11 protein-coding genes and 1 pseudogene are annotated in these 19941 nt (G+C 66.7%); 7 read left to right on the top strand and 5 right to left on the bottom strand.

Annotation, left to right across the window (positions count from 1 at the left end; genetic code table 11):
- Positions 1–2: 2 nt before the first annotated feature.
- Positions 3–3878 (top strand): AAA domain-containing protein, encoded by a 3876-nt coding sequence (locus O3Q52_RS14610; protein WP_269649215.1) that lies wholly within the window; start codon positions 3–5, stop codon positions 3876–3878.
- Positions 3879–4017: 139 nt separating this feature from the next.
- Positions 4018–5406: a hypothetical protein gene (locus O3Q52_RS14605; RefSeq protein ID WP_269649214.1), complete on the top strand. Its 1389-nt coding sequence runs from the start codon at positions 4018–4020 to the stop codon at positions 5404–5406.
- A 197-nt stretch (positions 5407–5603) separates the two neighbouring features.
- On the opposite strand, the gene O3Q52_RS14600 is transcribed toward O3Q52_RS14605, so the two are convergent.
- Together O3Q52_RS14600 and O3Q52_RS14595 are read right to left on the bottom strand one after the other, a co-directional pair.
- Entirely contained in the window at positions 5604–9191 is a 3588-nt protein-coding gene (locus O3Q52_RS14600; protein WP_269649213.1) for a hypothetical protein, read from the bottom strand.
- Between the two features lie 350 nt (positions 9192–9541).
- Positions 9542–9895, bottom strand: coding sequence for a hypothetical protein (locus O3Q52_RS14595; RefSeq protein ID WP_269649212.1), 354 nt, complete (start codon positions 9893–9895; stop codon positions 9542–9544).
- Between the two features lie 410 nt (positions 9896–10305).
- Between O3Q52_RS14595 and O3Q52_RS14590 the strand changes: the two genes are divergently transcribed.
- Complete coding sequence (locus tag O3Q52_RS14590; protein ID WP_269649210.1) at positions 10306–12147, top strand: IS481 family transposase; 1842 nt, start codon at positions 10306–10308, stop codon at positions 12145–12147.
- 193 nt (positions 12148–12340) lie between these two features.
- On the opposite strand, the gene O3Q52_RS14585 is transcribed toward O3Q52_RS14590, so the two are convergent.
- Positions 12341–13786: a hypothetical protein gene (locus tag O3Q52_RS14585; RefSeq protein ID WP_269649209.1), complete on the bottom strand. Its 1446-nt coding sequence runs from the start codon at positions 13784–13786 to the stop codon at positions 12341–12343.
- Complete coding sequence (locus O3Q52_RS14580; protein WP_269649208.1) at positions 13783–15081, bottom strand: HNH endonuclease; 1299 nt, start codon at positions 15079–15081, stop codon at positions 13783–13785. The genes O3Q52_RS14585 and O3Q52_RS14580 overlap by 4 nt, the downstream gene beginning before the upstream one ends.
- Before the next feature lie 1072 nt (positions 15082–16153).
- Between O3Q52_RS14580 and recA the strand changes: the two genes are divergently transcribed.
- Positions 16154–17230 (top strand): recombinase RecA, encoded by a 1077-nt coding sequence (gene recA / locus O3Q52_RS14575; RefSeq protein WP_269649207.1) that lies wholly within the window; start codon positions 16154–16156, stop codon positions 17228–17230.
- Positions 17231–17768: 538 nt separating this feature from the next.
- Here recA and O3Q52_RS14570 read toward each other — a convergent pair.
- The gene (locus O3Q52_RS14570; protein WP_269649206.1) at positions 17769–18473 is read right to left on the bottom strand and encodes a DUF2202 domain-containing protein; all 705 of its coding nucleotides are present in this window, start codon (positions 18471–18473) and stop codon (positions 17769–17771) included.
- A gap of 173 nt (positions 18474–18646) precedes the next feature.
- On the opposite strand from O3Q52_RS14570, the pseudogene O3Q52_RS14565 reads away from it, so the two are divergent.
- The 3 genes and pseudogenes from O3Q52_RS14565 to O3Q52_RS14555 all read left to right on the top strand — a co-directional run.
- Positions 18647–18922, top strand: a pseudogene (locus O3Q52_RS14565) (response regulator); the annotation flags it as partial.
- Between the two features lie 208 nt (positions 18923–19130).
- Positions 19131–19529 carry a sensor histidine kinase KdpD gene (locus O3Q52_RS14560; protein ID WP_269649205.1) on the top strand — a complete coding sequence of 133 codons (399 nt, stop codon included), beginning with the start codon at positions 19131–19133 and terminating at the stop codon, positions 19527–19529.
- 68 nt (positions 19530–19597) lie between these two features.
- Positions 19598–19924, top strand: coding sequence for a rhodanese-like domain-containing protein (locus tag O3Q52_RS14555; RefSeq protein ID WP_269649204.1), 327 nt, complete (start codon positions 19598–19600; stop codon positions 19922–19924).
- The last annotated feature ends 17 nt before the right edge of the window (positions 19925–19941 follow it).

The following is a 19941-nucleotide window of genomic DNA, read 5'->3' as shown; positions in this document are numbered from 1 at the left end:
GAGTGCGAAACAACGATCGGTACGCCCTCCTGATCGGCGCCTCCACGTACGACAGCGAGCACTATCACGACCTTCCGGCGGTCCGTGCCGATCTGCACTACATGCAGGCCGTTCTGCAGAGCACAGAGATCGGCCAATACAACGACTGCGCGATGGTGCCGGACCCGACACGTGCGGAAATGCTGCACGCCATCGAGTCGTTCCTCGGAGAGCGCCAGCAAAGTGAGAGCGCACTGCTGTACTTCAGCGGGCACGGCGAGTTCTGCGAGGCCGACAACCAGCTCTACTTCCTCACCCGCGACAGCGACCCGGCCGATCTTCCCCGTACGGCGGTGTCGGCGGAGTTCCTGGAGCGGACTCTGCAGTCCTGCCGCGCCGCGTCCAAGATCGTACTGCTGGACTGCTGCGCAAGCGGTTCCGTCGTCCAGGGCTGGCATGCCAAGGGCCGGGAGAGTTCGGAATCGGACGAGGCGGAGCACAGCACCCTGTTGCACCCCACTGGCGTCTACTTCATCACCGCCTCGGACGCGCTGCAGGCCGCCTCCGCCATGGCTCCCGAAGGATCGACGCTCGGTACTTCGCGGTTCACGGGTGAAATCGTCGAAGGACTGCGGAACGGGCGGATCAAGGACAGCGGCTGGATATCGCCGGAGGATCTCTTCGAGTATCTGACCGCGCAGATGGTGCGCAAGGGTGTGCCGGAGGAGCAACGCCCGACGAAGTCCACCATCCGCGCCACCCACACGCTGCACTTCGCCCGGTCCGTGGCCCGCCCGGTCAATCTCCCTGCCCCGCCCCATGAACCGCCCCCGCCGTCGGCCGCTCACCTCAAAGCTCGCGAGCGGGTCGCGGCTGACCGTGAGAACGCCAACGACTGGCAGCACCTGCTGCGCTACTACGCACAGTGCCTGAGCGCCCAGGCCGCAGCGAGCATGCTGCCCGACCGGCGGGCGGGCCGGAACTCGCAGTACTTCCTGATAGATGAGGGGCCCGAGACCATTCAATCCGGTCTGAGCCCGGCACTGCCGGCGCCCAAGAACCTGCCCGGTGCGCACGGCTCAGGCGGCACCACGGCGAAGAACGGGGCAGGTCGCGCTGCCGATCAGCACGAGTACTGGTACGGGTATCCCGCCGTCACGCTCCCCTCCCGCGGTGAGGGCAGCCAGCGCACGGATGTCGGGATCGCTCCGCTGTTGATCCAGCAAATGGAGTTGGCTCCTGACGAGAGCGGTCGCGCGGTGCTCCGTCCGAGCGGGGTTCCGTCGCTGCACACCAAGCTGGTGACGGAGCTTCTCTCGGAGGACGAGGCTGCCCAGTTGCTGGCCCGTTGGCAGCCGACGTGGCAGCACGGCAATGACGCGCAGATGATCAAAGCCGTACGGGAGTTGCTCGGCGTCCTGGGACTTCCGGAGCTTGAACCGCTCGACGCCTCCGCCTTGAGTGCGGACTCGGTGCACGAGGCCCTGCGCCCTGGCGCGCACAACGCCGCCGTGCTCCTGGCTCCGTCGAGTGCGGAGCGATTCGCCACCGACGGCGTTGTGGAGAATCTCCTGGCCATCTCCACCCGCACGGACGAAATTCCGGGTACGGCACTGGACGCGCTCTTGAACGGCGGCACCCCCACGCCCACAACGAATCCCGTGCTCGTGGTGTCGGCAGGGCCCTCCAACGAGAGCCAGGAGCAGGTGGTCATCTCCGCGATGACGCAGCCGCTGACCGTGGCCACCGGTCCGCCTGGAACGGGAAAGAGCGAGGTCGTCACCTCGGTGGTGGCCACCTGCGTCGCGGCAGGTGAGTCGGTTCTGGTGGCGTCGACCAACAACGAGGCGGTGAACGTCGTCGCCCAGCGCTGCGACGACATCGCTCCGGGGCTGCTGATGCGTACTGGCAACGTCGATGCCTTGGTCAAGGAGGCCGAGAAGCTAGAGCAACTGCTGTCCGAACCGCCTGCCCAGCCCGGGCGCAGCTCCGCCACCGTGGCAGGTGAACTGCGCAACCTCCGCTCGCGCGCCGCCGCCCTGCGCGACCAGGCCGGACGGCAGGTCGAAGGTGAGGTACGGCTGGCCCAGGTGCTGTCGCAGCGCGCCGAGTTGGCCAGCAAAGTCGAGCTTCCGGTGCCGCTCCTGTCACGGTTGTGGCAAGTCGGCGACCTCTCGGCGCTGGCCCGCTGGGAAATGAGGGCCCGCCGGGCGGCAGCGGCGGGCAGCTGGTGGGGGCGCTGGCGCCGGACACGGGCCATGAAGGCGTTCGTCGCGGCTGCCGGTGCCGACGCAGCGCCGCAACTGCCGCCATGGACGAGGGAACGGCCCGTTGTCTCAGACCTGCTCGACGACCTGGCGGACCTGACCGGCCTGGAGCGCCAGGTGCGTGACCTCACGCCGGCTCAGCTCGCCTACGACGAGGAAACCGTGCGCCAGGCGCGTTCAGGCTGTGCCGCAACACGGGCCCAGCTGTCCGCAGAGCTGTGCGAGGCCGTGTCGGCGGAGGTGCTCGACCGCGGGCGATCGCTGTTGGACCAGCGGCTTCAGACGTTGCGTCAGCGCAAAGGGACCCAGCGGAGCCAGCTGAACCTGCTGCGCCACCTGAAGGGGTGGGCAATCACCACCCATGCGGTGCGCCAGCTGAGGCCTGATCCGAAACTCTTCGACTTGGTCGTCATCGATGAGGCCAGCCAGTGCTCCATCGCGGCGGTGCTGCCCCTGCTGTTCCGCGCCCGCAGGGCCCTGATCATCGGGGACCCGATGCAGCTGACGCACATCCCCGGTATCTCGCCGGAGCAGGAACGTCAGGCCCGCGTCAGGGCGGGGCTGAGCGCGGCCTGGCTGGAGGACCGTCGGCTCGCCTATCACGCTCACTCCTCCTACCACGCCGCCGCGCAGAACGGCGAGAGTGCACTGCTGCTCGACGAGCACTACCGCTGCCACCCGGAAATCGCCGACATCGTCAACGGCCATTGCTACTCCGGCGCGCTGGAGATCATGACCGACGTGCGCCGGCAGGTACCCGCAGTCGATCTCATGGACACCGGGGAAGTGGCCCCCGTACTGGCCTGGGCGAATGTGCCCTCAAGCAAGTCGGCACGCGGCCCGGGAGGAAAGTCCTGGCGCAACCCGTCCGAGGCCGCCGCTGTTGCCGACATCGTGCGGGCGCTGCTTCGCCGCCTGCCCGAGAGCGCGACCGTGGGCGTGGTGACACCGTTCCGTGCGCAGAAGGACGCCCTGGAAAGCGTGATCGGCAGCGACCGGGTCCGGGTGGGAACGGTGCACGCCTTTCAAGGCGGTCAGCGCGATGTCATGATCCTCAGCCCGGTGGCCACCACCAACACCCCGCAACGAACGGCCCACTGGGTGTCGAGCCTGGTCAATCTCTGGAACGTCGCGATCACCCGCGCCAAATCCCAGTTGATCACCGTGGGCAACCACGCCTACTGGCAACAGGAGACAGGTCTCCCCCATCTGCTGTCCTCACGCTCACTCCTGTGGGACCAAACACAGCGCACCGGTGTGCAGCCAACTCCCATGCCAGGGCCTCGCCTGCGTCAGGAGCGGCGCCGCAGAGATCTCACCGACGCTGTGCAGCAGGTTCTCGCCTCGCGCGGTGTTGTCGAGCTGGAACGCGCTGCGATGGTCGGTGGACAGCGCATCGACCTGCTGTTCACCGCGCCCGACGGCAACACCGCGGTAGTCGTCGACACCGGCCCCGGGCCAGACCGTGATCCGGCACGACACCTTCGGCTGGTACACGAACGGGCCGGCTTGCTCGTCGGGCTTCCCTCCGGCGGTCGAGGCGCGAAGGCCGGTCCTGTCACGCGCGTGGTCCGTATTCCCGCATGGCGCATCCTTGTCGGCCCGAACGCACTGGCGCCGCTGTTCGACTGAGTGACCGATCGGCCGCCGGTGGTCGACCGGGACATCCGACGTGGGGAGGGCAGTCGTGGCAAGCACTCCGAAGACTGAAGAGGTCCTGAACAGTCTAAGGCAGCAGGTATCCGTGGCGGTTCACTCGACGCGGGAGCTCGTGGGCAAGGCTGACGAGGCTGCCGCCGACAAGGAACGGGAGCGTCGCGAGACGTTCGAAAAGCGGCAGGAGGAGGGCAAGACCAAGATGGGAGAGACCTACGAGCCCCTGCGGCGCAAACCAGGCCTGCGCCCGCTCCCCGGCACGGAGGTCGGCCTGTCCGTGACGTTGACGTTCTGGGACGTCCTGCACCACCTGGGCCGCGGGCTGGCACTGTCCCAGCGCGGTGCATCACGCGGACTGGCCGAGCACTGGGGCAGCCTGAAGTACTGCCAGGCGCTCAGTGCCCATACCGAAGCCCAGCTCGGCCTGTCACAGGAGGGCAACCTGCTCGGCCTGTCCGACGAGGGCAAACGGATCGCCATGTACTACAAGGCGCTGCAGTCAGAGGAGTTGGGACACGCATTCGCACTGGCCGTCAGCGAACAGATCCTCACCCGTCGCTATCCGGACCACAGCATCTCGTTCGTCCGTGCCGACACCGCCCTACGGGCCGGCTGGACGCTGACCAGTCGCGACAAGGCGAAAACAAAAACCGTCGGCTACCCCTACCGTCCGCAATTCTTCGCCGAGGTCTGGAAACCGGGTGAGTCCTCACGCGTCATCCCCATCGCCTGCAAAGGCAACCACAGCGACCGGCAGAAGGCCTACGAGCAGCTCGCCTCCGCAGCCGTCCACGCCGACGGAGTGCACATCGGAGCCTGGGACGAAACCCCGGCATTGCTGTTCAGCACGGAGATCGCCCTGGCCGACCCGCTCGCTGTCCACGTCCTGCATGCCGACGGCCCCGGCGGCTGGCTGCACATTCCTGACGACACCCCCGCCGCCGACATCGGCCTGGGCCTAGGCGGCAAGAACCCGGATATCGGCATCCTCAAACCAGGACAAGGCAAGGACCCCGACTCCTCCGAGCCCGGCTGCCAAGTCGGCCCCAAGGACTACGAGTGGTTCCAGCGTGTCCTGGCCCGCGTCGGAGCCGCCGGCCTGACGGCCTTCGCCGGGGACGGCGAATCCACCGCCGCGCTCCTCACCACCCGCCAGGGCAGCGACTTCTTCCAGGGCTTCGCCCACGCCGCCTCCGGCAGCGTCCAGGACCAGGAATACACCCTGCTGGGCGAGAAATTCGAGGGCACGGATCATGTCTTTCGGCTCAACGGCAAACGAGTACAAGCATTCTCCGGCGTCGCCGCCGACGTCCTCGATTCCCTCATCACCAGGCAAGAGCCCAAACGTCAGGCCGACTTAGCCGCCTACCGACAGCGGGTCCATGCGAGAAGGGCCAAGGAACATGGGACATTCTGGGACCACGCCTGGGGCGGCGTTGTCTCGATCGGCCGGCACGGCACAGTGCTGGCCAGGCGTCAGATCCCACCTTTCCGAGACGAGTAGTTCCTGTATGCGTGCCACCAGCTACCGGCCCATTTGGGGCCGGTAGCGGTGGCATTACTCACCTTTGTGTAGCCGATCACCCGTCTGATGCCTACGCTTCGCCGTCGTTCGGCACATACTCGCTGCGGGCCGCTTCGTGATCACCGCTGATCCCGGCTAGGGGGACTGGTCCCGCCGGGAGCAGTTGCTCCCGGCGGCTAGCTGGTGGCGCCGCCCAGAGCAGCCGCCAGATCCCTCAACGTGTGGAATGTGAAGGGGCCCCCGACGAATCCCGCCGGCACCGGCGCACGGGTGACAAAAATTGCCCTGACCACACGCGGCTCAGCTGACGTCGGCAAGCCAAGGGCCGCCGTCACCTCGTTGGCATAGGGTGCGAGGTCTTCGAGTTTCCGCTGGAGTTGTGCCGCATAGCACGGTTTTCGGTGGTCGACGTAGAAACGGTCCAGATGGCGTCGGATCTCTGGTGTCACGTGGACGTCGGCTGGGTCCTTCACCTCGATCAGCCAGATAACCGAGTCAGCCCCGCGCCCAGCGACTACATCGATCTCGGTCTGGAGCGAGGGAACCCCTAGGCGCTGGGGATCCTGCTCCCGGATGCGCTCCTCGACCACGTAGCCAGCCCCCCGTAGCGTTTGTGCCACCTCGGTCTCAAGGGCTCTGTTCTTGCGGTCACGAACCGCCTCCAAAGCGTCTGCCACCCGGCGCGGGGGCGGAGGCTGTGTCCAAGGCAGGATTCCTTGAGCCACGAAGTTGCCGTAGATGCCTGCACTCGCGTAGCAGAGCTGCGGGCTGACGACGAGCTGCCCATCGCTGAGTTCGGCCAGGGGCTGGACGACGAGTCGTTTCTGCCTGCTGCGCGCATGCCACGGCTTCCAGTCGGCAGCCTGCAGCGCGGAGGATGTACTGGTGAGGAGCCCCTGAGCAGCAGCGATACGGGCATGTCCGTCAGGTTCCGCCGCGAGACGCAACGTGTCGTGCAGGTGTTGCCGGACGGTATCTGCGGGGACGGCCACCGCATCCGGATCGTCAGGCTCCAGCGGCCATTGGGCCATAGAGAACAGGACTTGCAAGATATCGCTCACTGATGCTCCGTATGCGGCGAGCATGGCGGCATCAACAGCTGGATCGACGAGTTCGTCGATCTGTTCCTCGTCAACGACTTCGGCTGCTGCGCCAACCTCGTCAGTCTGCTCGTGACTGCCGAGCATCGCCGGAGCCGCGAGCATGTGAGCCGCTCGGGCCCGTCTGAACGCGCTGAGGTCCAGATCGAACACCCGGGAGCCTGCGCTCCCCGACTCGGCATCGGCATCGGCATCGGCATCGGCATCGGCCAAGTCGGTCACCACGGTGATCTCATATGCGTCGCTGATTCTCAGTCCGGTGGGACGAACTTGATGATGAATCGCTTCGCTCCGCATCGTCGCGGCCAGATAAGCGGAGGCCGCAGCGGTGATCTCCATCCACGCGTACTGATCCACGCGGCGGATTCCAGTGGGTTGAGCGCGCAGAGCTGCTTCGATCGCGATTTCGTTGCTGCGCCTCAACCACAGATGCTCTTGCTCGAGTTCTGTCTGACGCTCCAGTGGGTCCCAGGCCACCGAAAGAAGGCGGGAGGACTGTTCGAGATCACGGAATTGCTGGTTCTTCGTCGCCAAGGTGCGTTCGATCTGCCGCATCCCGACAGTGACAAGGTCGTCAGCGGAGTGTTGAGCGAGACGACGGTTCAGAGCATCCAACGCGGCTGGCGCCAGCACATCACGGTCAAGCACTTTGGCCTGTGGGCCCACGTACGTTCCGGGTGCGATGCCAGCTGCCTGCACAGCACGGGCCACCTCCTGGTCCATCATGCCTACCAGATGGGCATCTACCGGCCACGGACGGGCAAGGTGTGGACGGCTCACCGGCGCTGTCATGATGCGGATCGCAAGTGTGGGCGGAGCGACGTGCCAGGCCGTTGCCACCGTGTCGACCGTACTCGCCGGCAGATCGCTCTGCTCCAGAAGAGACTTGATCGTCTGCGCCATGACATCCCGCGTAGTTGCGGCGTCACGGTCGGTCTGCTCCGCGAGCAACTCACAGTCAACGAGGAACTCAGCATGGATCACCCGGCCGTACGCACTGGACTGTGCTTCGGCAGATCCGACCCGGATGGAATCGGCGCGATCACGATCGTCCGGCGTAACGGGCCGCATTTCGAGGATGTAGCCGACCGGTGAGGCTTCGTCATGCGCCGCTCTCCACGCATCATTCACCTGCTCGAAGCCGAAGGCGTACGAGCCTGCGAGGTCGTGGAGAAGTTGGTGATGGATGTCGCCCCACGCCGGGTGCGCGGAACGTATGGCCACAGCAGGGGCGCCGGCCCGGATCCGCCAGCCGTACAGGTCAGGGCGGTCGTGGTCCGGCGGTCGGGTTACCTCATCCGCATGCGCTCGGCGCCACTCGTAGATCCCGTATGGGCCCTGTCCAACAGGGTCCAAGGCATCCCAGGAGTCGATTCCCGGCAGGGTGAGCAGGGCCAGCGCCTGCTCGAGTTCCTGCAGGCGCTGGCCGCGTTCCCACTCGGCGGCGCTGTGGTGAGGGCTGACCATCATCAAGTCCGGGGCCCTGCCGCCACTGAAGAACGTCTTATTGTTGCCGCGCCACCACTCCCATAGGTCAAACGCCTCCCAGACGACCATGTGGGGTCTGTCCGGCGCCGCAAGTTCACGGCAAAAGGTATAGAGATCCGTGTCGCTGTCGGCGGTGGTCGAGGCCCAGAGCAGATCCTCAAGGGACATGGCGGCAAGCCCCGGTCGCTGGGGCGCAACCAGATGTCCGGCAGATGCGACGAGGAGAAGGGGAACTACCTCCGTCCCTGCGGGAAGGGTCAGGGACCCACCGGGCAGCGGCACACGAACCTCTTCGTCCGGATGGGCACGGGCATGCTCGCTGATCCGCAGCACTGCTGGTTCCTCCCGGAAGGGAGCATCCGTCAGATGAGGGCGGGCGAACAGCTGTACCAGCAACGCCCTGGCAGGGCCGAACATCACCACCCACTGCACAACGTCGCGAGGGGAGACAGCCGGGCCGCTGCTTGTGTCAGGGGGACCGACAATCTTGTCCGAGAACCGCCACAGAGCTCGGCGTGCACGTTCAGCTGCGAGCTGGGCAAATCGCAGGCTGACGTTCGCTTCTGCCGAGGCGGCGTGCCGAGCGAGATCAACGACGCCCTGCCCCATGCTTTCGGGCAGGAAGCCCAACGGTAGCCAGAATCTCGCTGCGCCACCGTCGGACTGCTGATGGGAAACGGCCAGGTACTTGCCGAACGTACTCTGCGGGGAACGGGGGTCGTAAATCGGCTCCCCCTGTTGTGCGGTAGCCCAGTCGAGCGCGGCCCGGAACGTCTCGGAAGGGGCGACCCTCGCGTCCACCTGACTACTCACAAGCACCTGCGCCGCCACGAGTTCCTCGTCGGTCAGCGTTGCAGGACCCTCGGTCGGCACGTCCCCATCGGGCCACGATGAAGCTAGTGCCCGCATGGCCAGATCGGCGTACCGCAATCCCACCTCGACGTATTCGGAGATCCCGAATCCCAGCTCAGGCACAAGAACCGAATCTGTCGCCTGAGCCACCGTCTTCCACCGCGTGACGTCGGCCAGTGGCCTCTCCACCTGGCCCGGAGCCAGCCGCAGCACCTCGTCACCGAGCCGCGCGAGCACAACCTGACGGGGATCGGACGGAACGAAATCTTCCAGTCCAGCCAGCCAGGGCGCTTCCCGTCGACAGGCATCCAGTAGCCCGCCCACGGTCACAGCCTTGGCGGACGACCGCCCGGTTGGCGGCACAGCAAGCACTTGCTGAAGGAGGTACCCGACAGACGCCCACCTGTGCCGGGTCCCGGGACTGGCGCCCGCCGCAGTGAGCAGAGCCTGCATACTCGCCATGTCCATACCTGCGAGTCGTCGGCCCAACCCTTGAGGAGCTGTCCGCCCCGTCTTCTTCCGGCCCTTGCCCACATCGCCCCCGTTCTCTTGAGTACGCCAGCATAGAAAGCTGGTGTCCGAAAACCCACTTCAAAATTGTCGTGTGCAGGTGGCTGTGCAGTATCAGGACTTCCTTGACCCGGATGTCGCTAGAGTCGCTGGGCAACTGACGATCACCAATTACGCCTGGGCCGTGGTCTTCTGCTTGAGGCGCTGTAGTAGTCCTCCCACTCACGCAGCTTGTCGTTGAAGACCTCGGCGTCGTCGATGATGGCGCCGTCGAGGAGCCGGTAGACCTCCTCGGCGTCGACCCGCTGGGAGCGTTCGGCCTTGCCGTTCAGCCGTGGTGTTCGGGGCTTGATGTAGGTGGGGCGATGCGCTTGTCGAGCACGTGCCGTGGAAGGCGGACTGGAACTCGGCGCCGTTGTCCGTCTGGATGACCTCGCCTGGAACGGCAGGCGCTGGATGACGCAGTCGAGGAACTGGATGGCGGTGGCCTGGTTCAGCGTCGGGTAGATCCGCGGCACGCGCAGCCGGGTGCAGTTGTCGATGGCAGTGAACTGGAAGTACTTGTTGCGGCCTCCGCGCCGCCCTGGGGCATCGAGGCGAGCGGCTCGATGAACTTCACGTCGATCTACACCCGGGGGCCTGGCAGTTGCTTCTCGTACCGGTTCCATCGGCGGTCGTGGCGCTTGTAGCGCTGCGAAGTCGGCAGCCGGCCCATGTCCAGTCGGTTGAAAATCCGCCGCACACCCGACTTGCTGATGGTGACCCTCGTGGTACGGCTTGAGGCATCGCGATCTTCCCGGGCCCGAAGTGGCAGCCTGCCTCAGGCAGTGTCGGTGTGAGGTCTCAGGAGATGCTTGACCCTTTGTCCTCCGGACATGGTTGACACGTTCGGCTGAACGTCGGTCATCTCCCGAACATCGGTGTGGCCGTGGTGGTTTCGTCGGTCGTCGTGGATGTGCAGCAGCTGGCCGAGTACCGCTACCGGGCTGTCCGCGAGGTGCTGGGCGGGTCTCCAATCGGTGAGGTCGCAGCCCGGTACGGCACCTCGCGTCAGACTCTCCACAGCTGGCGACGGCGGTTCGAGCAGGAAGGCATGCCCGGCCTGCTGGACCGCTCCCGGCGCCCGCGGAACAGTCCCACCCGCCTGTCGGCCGAGGTGGAAGCCGAGATCTGCGAGCTGCGTCGCCGGCATCCCCGGTGGGGTGCCCGCCGGATCGTTCACGAACTCGCGGGCCGGGGGCTGGAGTCGGCGCCGTCGCGGGCCACGGTCCACCGGGTGCTGTCCCGCAACGGCTTGGTCCGCACCCAGGAACAGCAGCACCCGCGCAAATACCGCCGGTGGCAGCGTGAGGCGCCGATGCACCTGTGGCAGATGGACCTGGTCGGCGGGGTTCCGCTGGTCGACGGCCGGGAGTGCAAGATGGTCACTGGCATCGACGATCACTCCCGCTTCGTCGTGATCGCCTCTGTCGTGGCCGTGCCCAGCGCCCGCGCGGTGTGCTCGGCCTTCACCGCCGCGATGCGCCGCTACGGGGTGCCCTTCGAGGTCCTGACGGACAACGGCAAGCAGTTCACCGGCCGCCATACTCGCCCCCAGCCGGTGGAGGTGCTCTTCGAGCGCATCTGTCGGGAAAACGGCATCACCCAGCGGCTGACCAAGCCGCGCTCGCCCACCACTACGGGCAAGATCGAACGCTTTCACCGCACCCTGCGCGAGGAATTCCTCGATCACGTCGTCCCGTTCGAGTCGTTGGCCGCGGCCCAGGAAGCGATCGACGGCTGGGTGCACGCCTACAACCACCAGCGCCCGCACCAAGCCCTGAACATGGCCACCCCCATCAGCCTCTTCCGGCCCCACACCGCCGCCGGCCGCGATCACCAGCATCCTGAACAGGCAGTCGCCGAACCGGAGGTGTCCGTCGAGGTCGTCGAACCGCCCGTCCTGCCGCCGCAGGGCACCGCGATCGAGTTCGAGGTGCGGGTGCCTCCCAGCGGCGAGATCACCCTGGTGTCGGGCAGGCAGCGAGTCGGTATCCACCAGGCACTGGCCGGCAGGACGCTGACGGTCTGGGCGAACCACCGCAGCGTCCGCTTCCTCCTTGACGGGCACCTCGTCACCACGGTCCCGTCCCGGCTGCGGCCGGAGGATCTCGCCTACCTGACCATGCGCTACGGCGCCCGCCCGGCCGGTCCCGAGCCCGCACCCGCCGCCCTGCCCAGGGCCCGCAGCGGCACGGCCATCCTCGCCGCCGGCGAACCCGTCGAGGTCGACCGCAAGGTCCATCGCGACGGGATCGTCGCCCTGGCCGGCGGCCGCTACCAGGTCGGATTCGCTCTCGCCGGCCGCACGATCACCCTCCGTCTCGACGGACACCTCATGCACGCCATCGCCGACAACGCCCTGACGGGAACGTGGCCCTGTCCCGTTCCGGCCGACCGTCTGGGGCAGATCGACGGGGCACGGACGGCGACGTCTCCGCTGCCGCCTCCGCCCCTGCCGACCGGTTCCATCCGGGCCCAGCGCAAGGTGCATGCAAGCGGACGCTTCATGATCAACGGCCAGTTCATCAAGCTCGGCCCGCGGCATGCCGGAAAGATCGTCACCGTCGTCATCGAGGACACCCACTACCGGATCCTGCACGGAGAGGACGAACTCGCTGTCCGCCCCCGCAAGAACCTCGGACCGATCACCAGGCTCTACGTCAAAGGCATGGGCACCCAGAAGGACCGTCAAGGATCTCCTGACGACGAACCGTCAAGGAAGTCCTGAGACCTCACACCGACAAGGCAGATGATTTTCCCGACCACTCGACGTGCGTCGCGTTCGGGCTGTGCTTGGGTGCCTTGGAACAGGTGCGCAGGCCCTCCGCGCCTCGGCGTCGCAGGCGCGCGATGCGCGCGCTGGAGGCGAGACTGGGAGGTAGACCCGCGCGTCCCAGCGAGCGCGACCCACACCTGCGCATTCAGATGTAGAACTTGAATTGAGGCAGTGGCTCCCGGTCAGATGGGATCTCCCTCATGATCTCGCCAACCAGCCCGGAGAACTTGATCGTGATCGGCAGGAGCCCGCCCAGTGCGGCCGAGTTCCAGTTGAGCTTGGTGAGCGCGAGAACTTCCTTCAATAGGGCGTCCCGTGAAGAGTCCTGCCCGACGTGATCAGCAACCTGGAGCGGCGCCGGAACGTGCATCCCGTGGAATTCGTTGAGCGCGGATATGTAGCCCGTCGTGTACAGGTAGTCCAGCTCCCCGAAGCTGAAGCGGGTTCCGCGCAGCGGCGGATACTTCGAGGTGGTGATGAGACGAACCCGGCTCTGCGCCTCGAGCGCCATCAGATCGTAGCGCCGCACGCGGGACTCGATTGCTGCGCGGAAGCCATCACGTTCGTCTGGCCAGTATCGCGAGGTTTTGTGGACCACGACGCGAGCGGGGGTCTGCTTCATCACCGCCTCGTACCGGTCGAGTACCAGTGCCATCAGCTGGTGCGCGCCGTCGGCCGTCAGGTGAGGCGAGCGGCTCCCGGTCTTGTTCGGATCCCACTCGAATTCGTGTCCCCGTAGAACGAGCCCTTCCCCTCGCTCGTCAAACGCCTGCACGAGGCTGGTCTGCATCGTCGCAGCGGCGCTGCCCAGCGGCCGGTAGAAGCCGATGCCGACGTAGCAGGTCCCCGGTGTGAGTCCGTACGGACTCCACGGATAGCCTCCCGCCTTGCAGTACATCGCAGTGAAGAAGTTCCACGCGATGCGGGAGGGCGGTGTCCTGTCGCGCCCGTCGAGGGTGGGAGCCCGGACGATCTGCGTCGGCAGGCGGAACTTCATCGCGCTTGCCTTGAGGGCACGGCGCAGGTCCCGATGGACTGCGCCGGTCTCTTTGCTGGCGTAGTCGGCCGTGCCGCAGCGCGTCACGATCTGGTCGGACAGCGCGATCACCACGTAGTCGGGGACGCTGTCACGCTCTGCCAACTGCCGGAACTTGGTCTCGAACAGGGTCAGGGCAGCGTGGAAGCGCTCCTTCTGTGACTTGATCTCCAGTACCTGCCGCAGTTCGGCCTGCCCGAGTTCTTCATTCCACGCATCGTCGAATTCCAGCGACGAGAAGAACCCGCGATCGGGCATCCACCCGGGGAACTCCGGATTGTGCACGTCTCCGCGTACGCCCTCGGCGCGACTGCTCATCCAGGTACGGGCCGCCTCGACGAGCTCTGCGGTACCGATCAGCCCCACGCGCAGCCGGGTGGGGTGGCGGCCTGATGCCGTCCAGGAACGCGGCCCGTAGCGTGCGATGCCGGCCTTGGGGTCGATGTGCAGACCGTCGTCGGCGAACTGCAGCAGCGGTTCAGGAAAGTAGGTACTCGCGATGAGGGACGGCGAGCCGACCGGCGAGACACTCGGTGGAGCAGGGCGTGCCGTCATCGCAGCGTCTCCTCCGCGTCCTCGTCGTCTTCGCCTGCGGGATCATCGTCCTCGCCCAGACCTCCCGCCTCGGCCCAGGTAAAGAGGTCGTCCACGTACTCGACGTTCTTGAAGGGCATGTCGTGCTCGGCGGGAATGCCCGGCCAGCGCACCTGCCCGCTGCCAAGCGACGTCGAGACGATCAGATTCTGCCTGTCTGTGCCGAAGGGGAAGAAGATCCGTGGAGTGCTCCTGCCGAGGAAGTCCCGCCAGAACTGCACTTCGCCCAGGAGATCGTGGTTGAACAGGCGGGACTTCTTCCGGGTCACCTGCCGCCCGATGTACTTGGCATGTATTGACTCGAAGCCGTCGGAGGTCACACGAAGCTCGGGTCTGACGCTCAGGCACCACTGGTTGTCACCGACGAGGAAGAAGCGCAGCGAAACAGCACGGTGAAGCCAGTAGTTGCGAGGCTCTCCGGTCGCTCGCTTCTTGGGCTGCCATACGACGCCCCGGGTCGCCCTGCTGGCGTTCAATGGCCGGTACGGAACGGAACGTTCAACGCCGGCCTCCTCAGGTTCGAAGTAGTAGCGGTGGTGGTCGTGGTCAAGCCGCAGTCCCAGACGTCCGGTGAGTTTGTTCAGCGACCGGTTCAGCAGCGCGACGTACCATCCCAGTCTGTCGGGATCCGTCCACCACTCCTTGGTGGAGAAGCGCTCGGTCTCCGTGCACGCCACCACGCCAGCGAACGGGTTCCTTGTGTCACGCAGGTCCTGGAAAGCCCACAACCGCCCCTCACGCAGGATGAACGGCGTCATCATTCCGGCAGACGCCGGGGCCGACCGTACCTCGTTCTCCCGGCCGGAAGAGCAAGGGGCTCCGTAGATATATCGCGGCATCTGCGTGACCGGCAGCACATTGCTGTACACGGTGTCGCTGACCATCGGAGGCAGCTCCGACGGCACATTGGAACGCCCGCCGAGCCTGCGCTCGATCCGCTGCTCGTGTGTCTCCTTCATGGCCTGCAGACGCTCCACTGTGTACTTCGCAAGCGCACCATCGGAGTCGATCAACTGGTGATGCTGATTGCACAGCAAGATCAGATTCTCGTACCGGTTGCGCTCCTCCGGCGTCAGCGGCGAATCGCCTCGCGGACCGTTCGGGCTCTCCGCGACAATATGGGCCATCTCGCCAAGCACCACAACGGGGTCCTGCGGCGCCCCCTGGGCCGTCAGAAGCAAGCCACATTCGGGAAAGGCACAGATATTGCCAGAACGCTGAGTCAACTTGCGTTGCTGCGCGACAGGTACGGCCACAACACCTCCTCCGGGTATCCACATGCTACGGACGACCTCTGACAATGGCCCTCCCTCGCACAACAAGCGAACCCCCGGGACTCGGCCGCTTCGCGGCACCCACTGCGCAGCCATTGCCTGAACGAGTCCTCACCAACTCCGCCCAGAGGCCACTGAGAGTAGAGGGTCACGACACGCCGAAGGCACTCAGTAGCGCTTGCTCTGAATCACCATGCTCCGGCAGTCCGGCAGACGCATCAGCACATCCGCGCCATCGTCGTGCGAGCCACCATCCATCACCCATCAGGAGTGCCCAACTCGAACTCGTCCTGGCCACTGGCCCGTTGGCGTGGAGCGATCCGTGTGGCGACGCGGAACATCCATCTGCTCACCCACCGGGTTGAAGCCTGCGGCGTATCTACGCGCTCTTCGCCCTCGACAATCCACGTTCAAGATCCGGACCATACGCGGACCACCGTCCGTCAACTCCCCTACGAACTACGCGTTTACCCTGGTCAGGGGCATGCAATGGCTGTACCACCAACAGACGAAGAACGTTTTGGTTTCATACAGCCCGAAGAAACTTGGGTTCTTCTAGAGTCTCAAGTCGGTTGCCTGGAGACTCCGTTCCACTCCAGGCAACCTCTGCACCTACGCCACTCTCCGCGATCGCCTCAGCACCTAGCGCCACGATTGGCGTCTCAAGCGAATCCTCCCGGACCAGTAGCGGACCAAACGGCCCCGTCGACCCCTGTCCGGACGACGCACACAAGCTGGACATCCACCGCGTCGTGCCGCTGGCCGAAGCCTGGAACTCCGGCGCTTCGACGTGTCCTGCGGCTGAGCGGGAGCGCTACGCGAACGACTCGATGATCCGCGCTCCCTGCGGGTGATATCAGCGGCGACAAGTAGATCGAAGCCGGAGCGGTCCGGTGCGCGACCCGTCCCGCTCCCCTCTGTTTGGTACCTTTCACTGGACACGCAAATCGATCGGATGTTCGTTTACTGGGACCTCCGAGACGTCCGTTGTCGGCAGTAGACGCTCACGTCTCCGACGTGCGGCGTGCCACACAATCGGACCGGGTGAAATCTCATGGCAGGAACCGACCACGAAAAGGCGCTGGACACCGCGCTCGCACAGATCGAGCGGAAATTTGGCAGGGGCGCGGTCATGCGCCTCGGCGAGCGGCCCAATGAGCCCATCGAGGTGATCCCTACAGGATCGACCGCGCTGGACGTGGCGCTCGGCGTGGGCGGTCTGCCCCGCGGCCGTGTGGTGGAGGTATACGGGCCGGAGTCCTCCGGCAAGACGACCCTGACCCTGCACGCAGTAGCGAACGCACAGAAGGCCGGCGGCTCGGTGGCCTTCATCGACGCCGAGCACGCACTCGACCCCGAGTACGCCAAGAAGCTCGGCGTCGACACCGACAACCTCATCCTGTCCCAGCCGGACAACGGTGAACAGGCGCTGGAGATCGTCGACATCCTGATCCGCTCCGGCGCGATCGACTTGATCGTGATCGACTCCGTCGCGGCCCTGGTGCCACGCGCCGAGATCGAGGGCGAGATGGGCGACTCCCACATGGGTCTGCAGGCCCGTCTGATGAGCCAGGCACTCCGCAAGATCACCGGCGCGCTGAGCCAGTCCCAGACCACCGCGATCTTCATCAACCAGCTCCGCGAGAAGATCGGCGTGATGTTCGGCTCCCCGGAGACCACCACCGGTGGCCGGGCGCTGAAGTTCTACGCTTCCGTACGACTCGACATCCGCCGCATCGAGACGCTGAAGGACGGTACCGACGCGGTCGGCAACCGCACCCGCGTCAAGGTCGTCAAGAACAAGGTCGCGCCGCCCTTCAAGCAGGCCGAGTTCGACATCCTCTACGGGCACGGCATCAGCCGCGAGGGCGGCCTGATCGACATGGGCGTGGAGAACGGCTTCGTCCGCAAGGCCGGCGCCTGGTACACGTACGAGGGCGACCAGCTCGGCCAGGGCAAGGAGAACGCCCGCAACTTCCTCAAGGACAACCCCGACCTCGCCAACGAGATCGAGAAGAAGATCCTCGAGAAGCTCGGAATCGGGGCACCGGCGAAGGCCGCAGTCGCCGAGGACACGGGCGCCGTCCCGGCCCCTGGTGCCGCCCGGACCTCGGCGGGAAACGCCGCCTGACAGGCACGGGCGCGGCCTGGCCGGGGGCAGGCTTCCGACATGTTCAGCATCTCGGCGTGCTCCACGGCCCAGATCCGCTCGCGTCCCTGTTCCGTTCCGAGAACCTGCTCGTGCGCGTCCGGGCGATACCAGCCCATAGGAGAGGCGCAGAGGACACCGCGCTCGGCAAGGAATCGATGACCGCGTCAGGATCCGGCTGGTCGGGAGCGGCCGGATGTGTCGGGGCTGTCGGGCACTTCGGGCATGGCTCTCTCCTCGCGGGGGTCGGCTGGAGGCACAGGTGACTGGGGAGCACAGGGAGTTGTGCATCCCGCGCGAGCGGAGGTGTTCCGTCGCGCAAGATCCGGACCATTCCCGGACCAAGTTGGCGGCAATCACCGACAGCACTCTCGTTTTCGCAGATCACCGCAGCCGCCACGCGTGTACCAGCAGCAGACGAAGAACGTTCTCGTTTCATACAGTCCGAAGAAACTTGGGTTCTTCTAGAGCTACGAGTCGGTTGTCCGGGGGGAGTTTTCCCTCCGGACAACCCAGATCCTCAGCCACTGTCCGCAGACACTCCGCGCCGGGCATGCTCAGCCCGGTGGAGTACGAACTCCGCAGTCCACCGATCCCGGAGCGCTTCAGTGTACACCTGGCGCGTGTCCGGGGCGTTGAGTCCGGACAGCGCCTTGTTCAGTGCGGCGATGTCGTCGGTCTCGACCGCACGGCCCGCCTTCAGGGCTCCGGACAGGCTGTCCTCGCCCTGCTTCAGAAGCCGGTCGTAGGTGGCCTGCACGCCCGGGTCGGTGAACTCACCGGCCGGCTTGCCGGCGGTCGGGTCGGTGACGTCGTAGCGGTCCAGCAGGGTGCGCACGGCGGTCACGTGCTGGGTCTCGGCCGCCGCGATCCGCTCGAAGACCCGCACGTCGTGCCGGTCCGCGAACACCGTGTAGAGGTCGTGCGCGAGCTTCTCCTCCTCGGCCATGCTCGCCAGCGTGGCCTTCTGAGCGGCCGTCAGGGTGCCCTGCTCGGCCAGGGCGGCTCCATCGCACGTTCCGTCGTGCTGCCGGATGCCGTCCGTGGGGCCGCCGTGGTGACGCGCCTGGTGCTGAGCGTCCGTCACCATGTTCTGGGACGTGGTCTGCGCGGCCACGGGCCCGCCGCTACCGGGGTCCGCGATCACCGGGCCCACCGCCAGCACGCCCCCGATGGCGAGAGCGCCTGCGGTGATCGCTGTCGCGATCTTGATGTTGCGCCTCATGGCGAACCTCCTCGGTTCCGTGGGAGCGTCTCCCGTTCCCACACCGTCACCGTCGCGCCGGGCCCTGCAGTCGCCGTGCGGTGCGTGTGGAGACGGGATGGAGACATCGGCCGGGCGGGTTGGGGCTGTTCGGCCCCTCCCGGGGGCGCGCGCGTGGCGCGTAGGTGTGGGACATGACCACCACCGTGCTCGTCGTCGAGGACGAGAAGGAGATCCGCGAGCTGCTGCGCCGCTACCTGGAGCGCGCCGGATACGGCGTGCTGACGACCGGCTCGGGCGCCGAGGCCGTACGGCTGCTCGGCGAGCGCGGGATCGACCTGACGCTCCTGGATCTCGGACTGCCGGACGTGGACGGGGACGACGTGCTGCGCGAGGCCCGCGAGCGCGGACGGGTGCCGGTGGTGGTACTGACCGCGCGCAGCACCGTCGAGGACCGCATCCACGGGCTGCGGCTGGGCGCCGACGACTACGTGACCAAGCCGTTCAGTCCCACCGAGGTGGTGCTGCGGGTGGGTGCGGTGCTGCAGCGCGCCCGGGGTACGGCGACGGGGGCGGCGTCCGTTGCGTCGTACGGCGAAGGACGGCTGCGGATCGACGAGGCCCGACACGAGGTGGCCCTCGACGGAGTGCCACTGGAGCTGACGCCCACCGAGTGGGGTGCACCAGGCCCTCGGCAACCTGCTGAGCAACGTCGCCCGTCACTGCCGTCCCGGCGACACCGTCACGGTCACCACCTCCGCCACGCCCTCCGAGGCGCTCGTGGAGGTGGCGGACACCGGCCCGGGCATCCCCGCCGACGAGCTGCCGCACGTCTTCGACCGTCTGCGGCGCGGGGCCCGCGCTCGTTCCGCGGGCGGCAGCGGCATCGGCCTCGCCGTGGTCAAGGAGCTGGTCACCGCCCACGGCGGCACGGTCACGGCGGACTCCGGACCGGGCGGCGGGACCCGGATGGCGCTCCGGCTGCCCAGGGCCGCGCCCCACGGGTCGTGGCTCGCTCCCGGCCCCGGTGTCGAGCCGAGACTTGCCTCCGAGGCAAATACCCCTAGGGGTATTTGACGCTCCCTTCCGGGTCGCCGTACTCTCGCCGGAGAGATACCCCCGGGGGTAATTGAGGAGGCAACGAAGTGGCTCGTGAAGTGACACAGGAAGCGTTCGTGGAGGCCTGGGCCGACGGCGCACTCGTGGTCGACGTCCGGGAAGCGGACGAGTACGCGGCCGGACACGTCCCGGGCGCGCGGCTGATGCCGCTGCGGACCGTGCCCGTCCGGTGCGGCGAACTGCCCGCCGACCAGCCGGTGTTCGTGATCTGCGCCAGCGGCAACCGCAGCAGGACCGCCGCCGACCGGATGACCTCCCACGGCCTCGACGCCTACTCCGTGACAGGCGGCACCGGCGCCTGGACCCGTGGCGGGCGCCCCGTCGCGGCCGGTTCCCACGAGCACGCCGCCTGACCCCGGCCGACACCGGC

Origin of the sequence: Streptomyces sp. ActVer (assembly GCF_027270795.1) — a bacterium.
GTDB lineage: Bacteria > Actinomycetota > Actinomycetes > Streptomycetales > Streptomycetaceae > Streptomyces > Streptomyces umbrinus_A.
The sequence above is the reverse complement of the archived record's forward strand: the minus strand, read 5'-3'. Positions and strand labels throughout refer to the sequence as shown.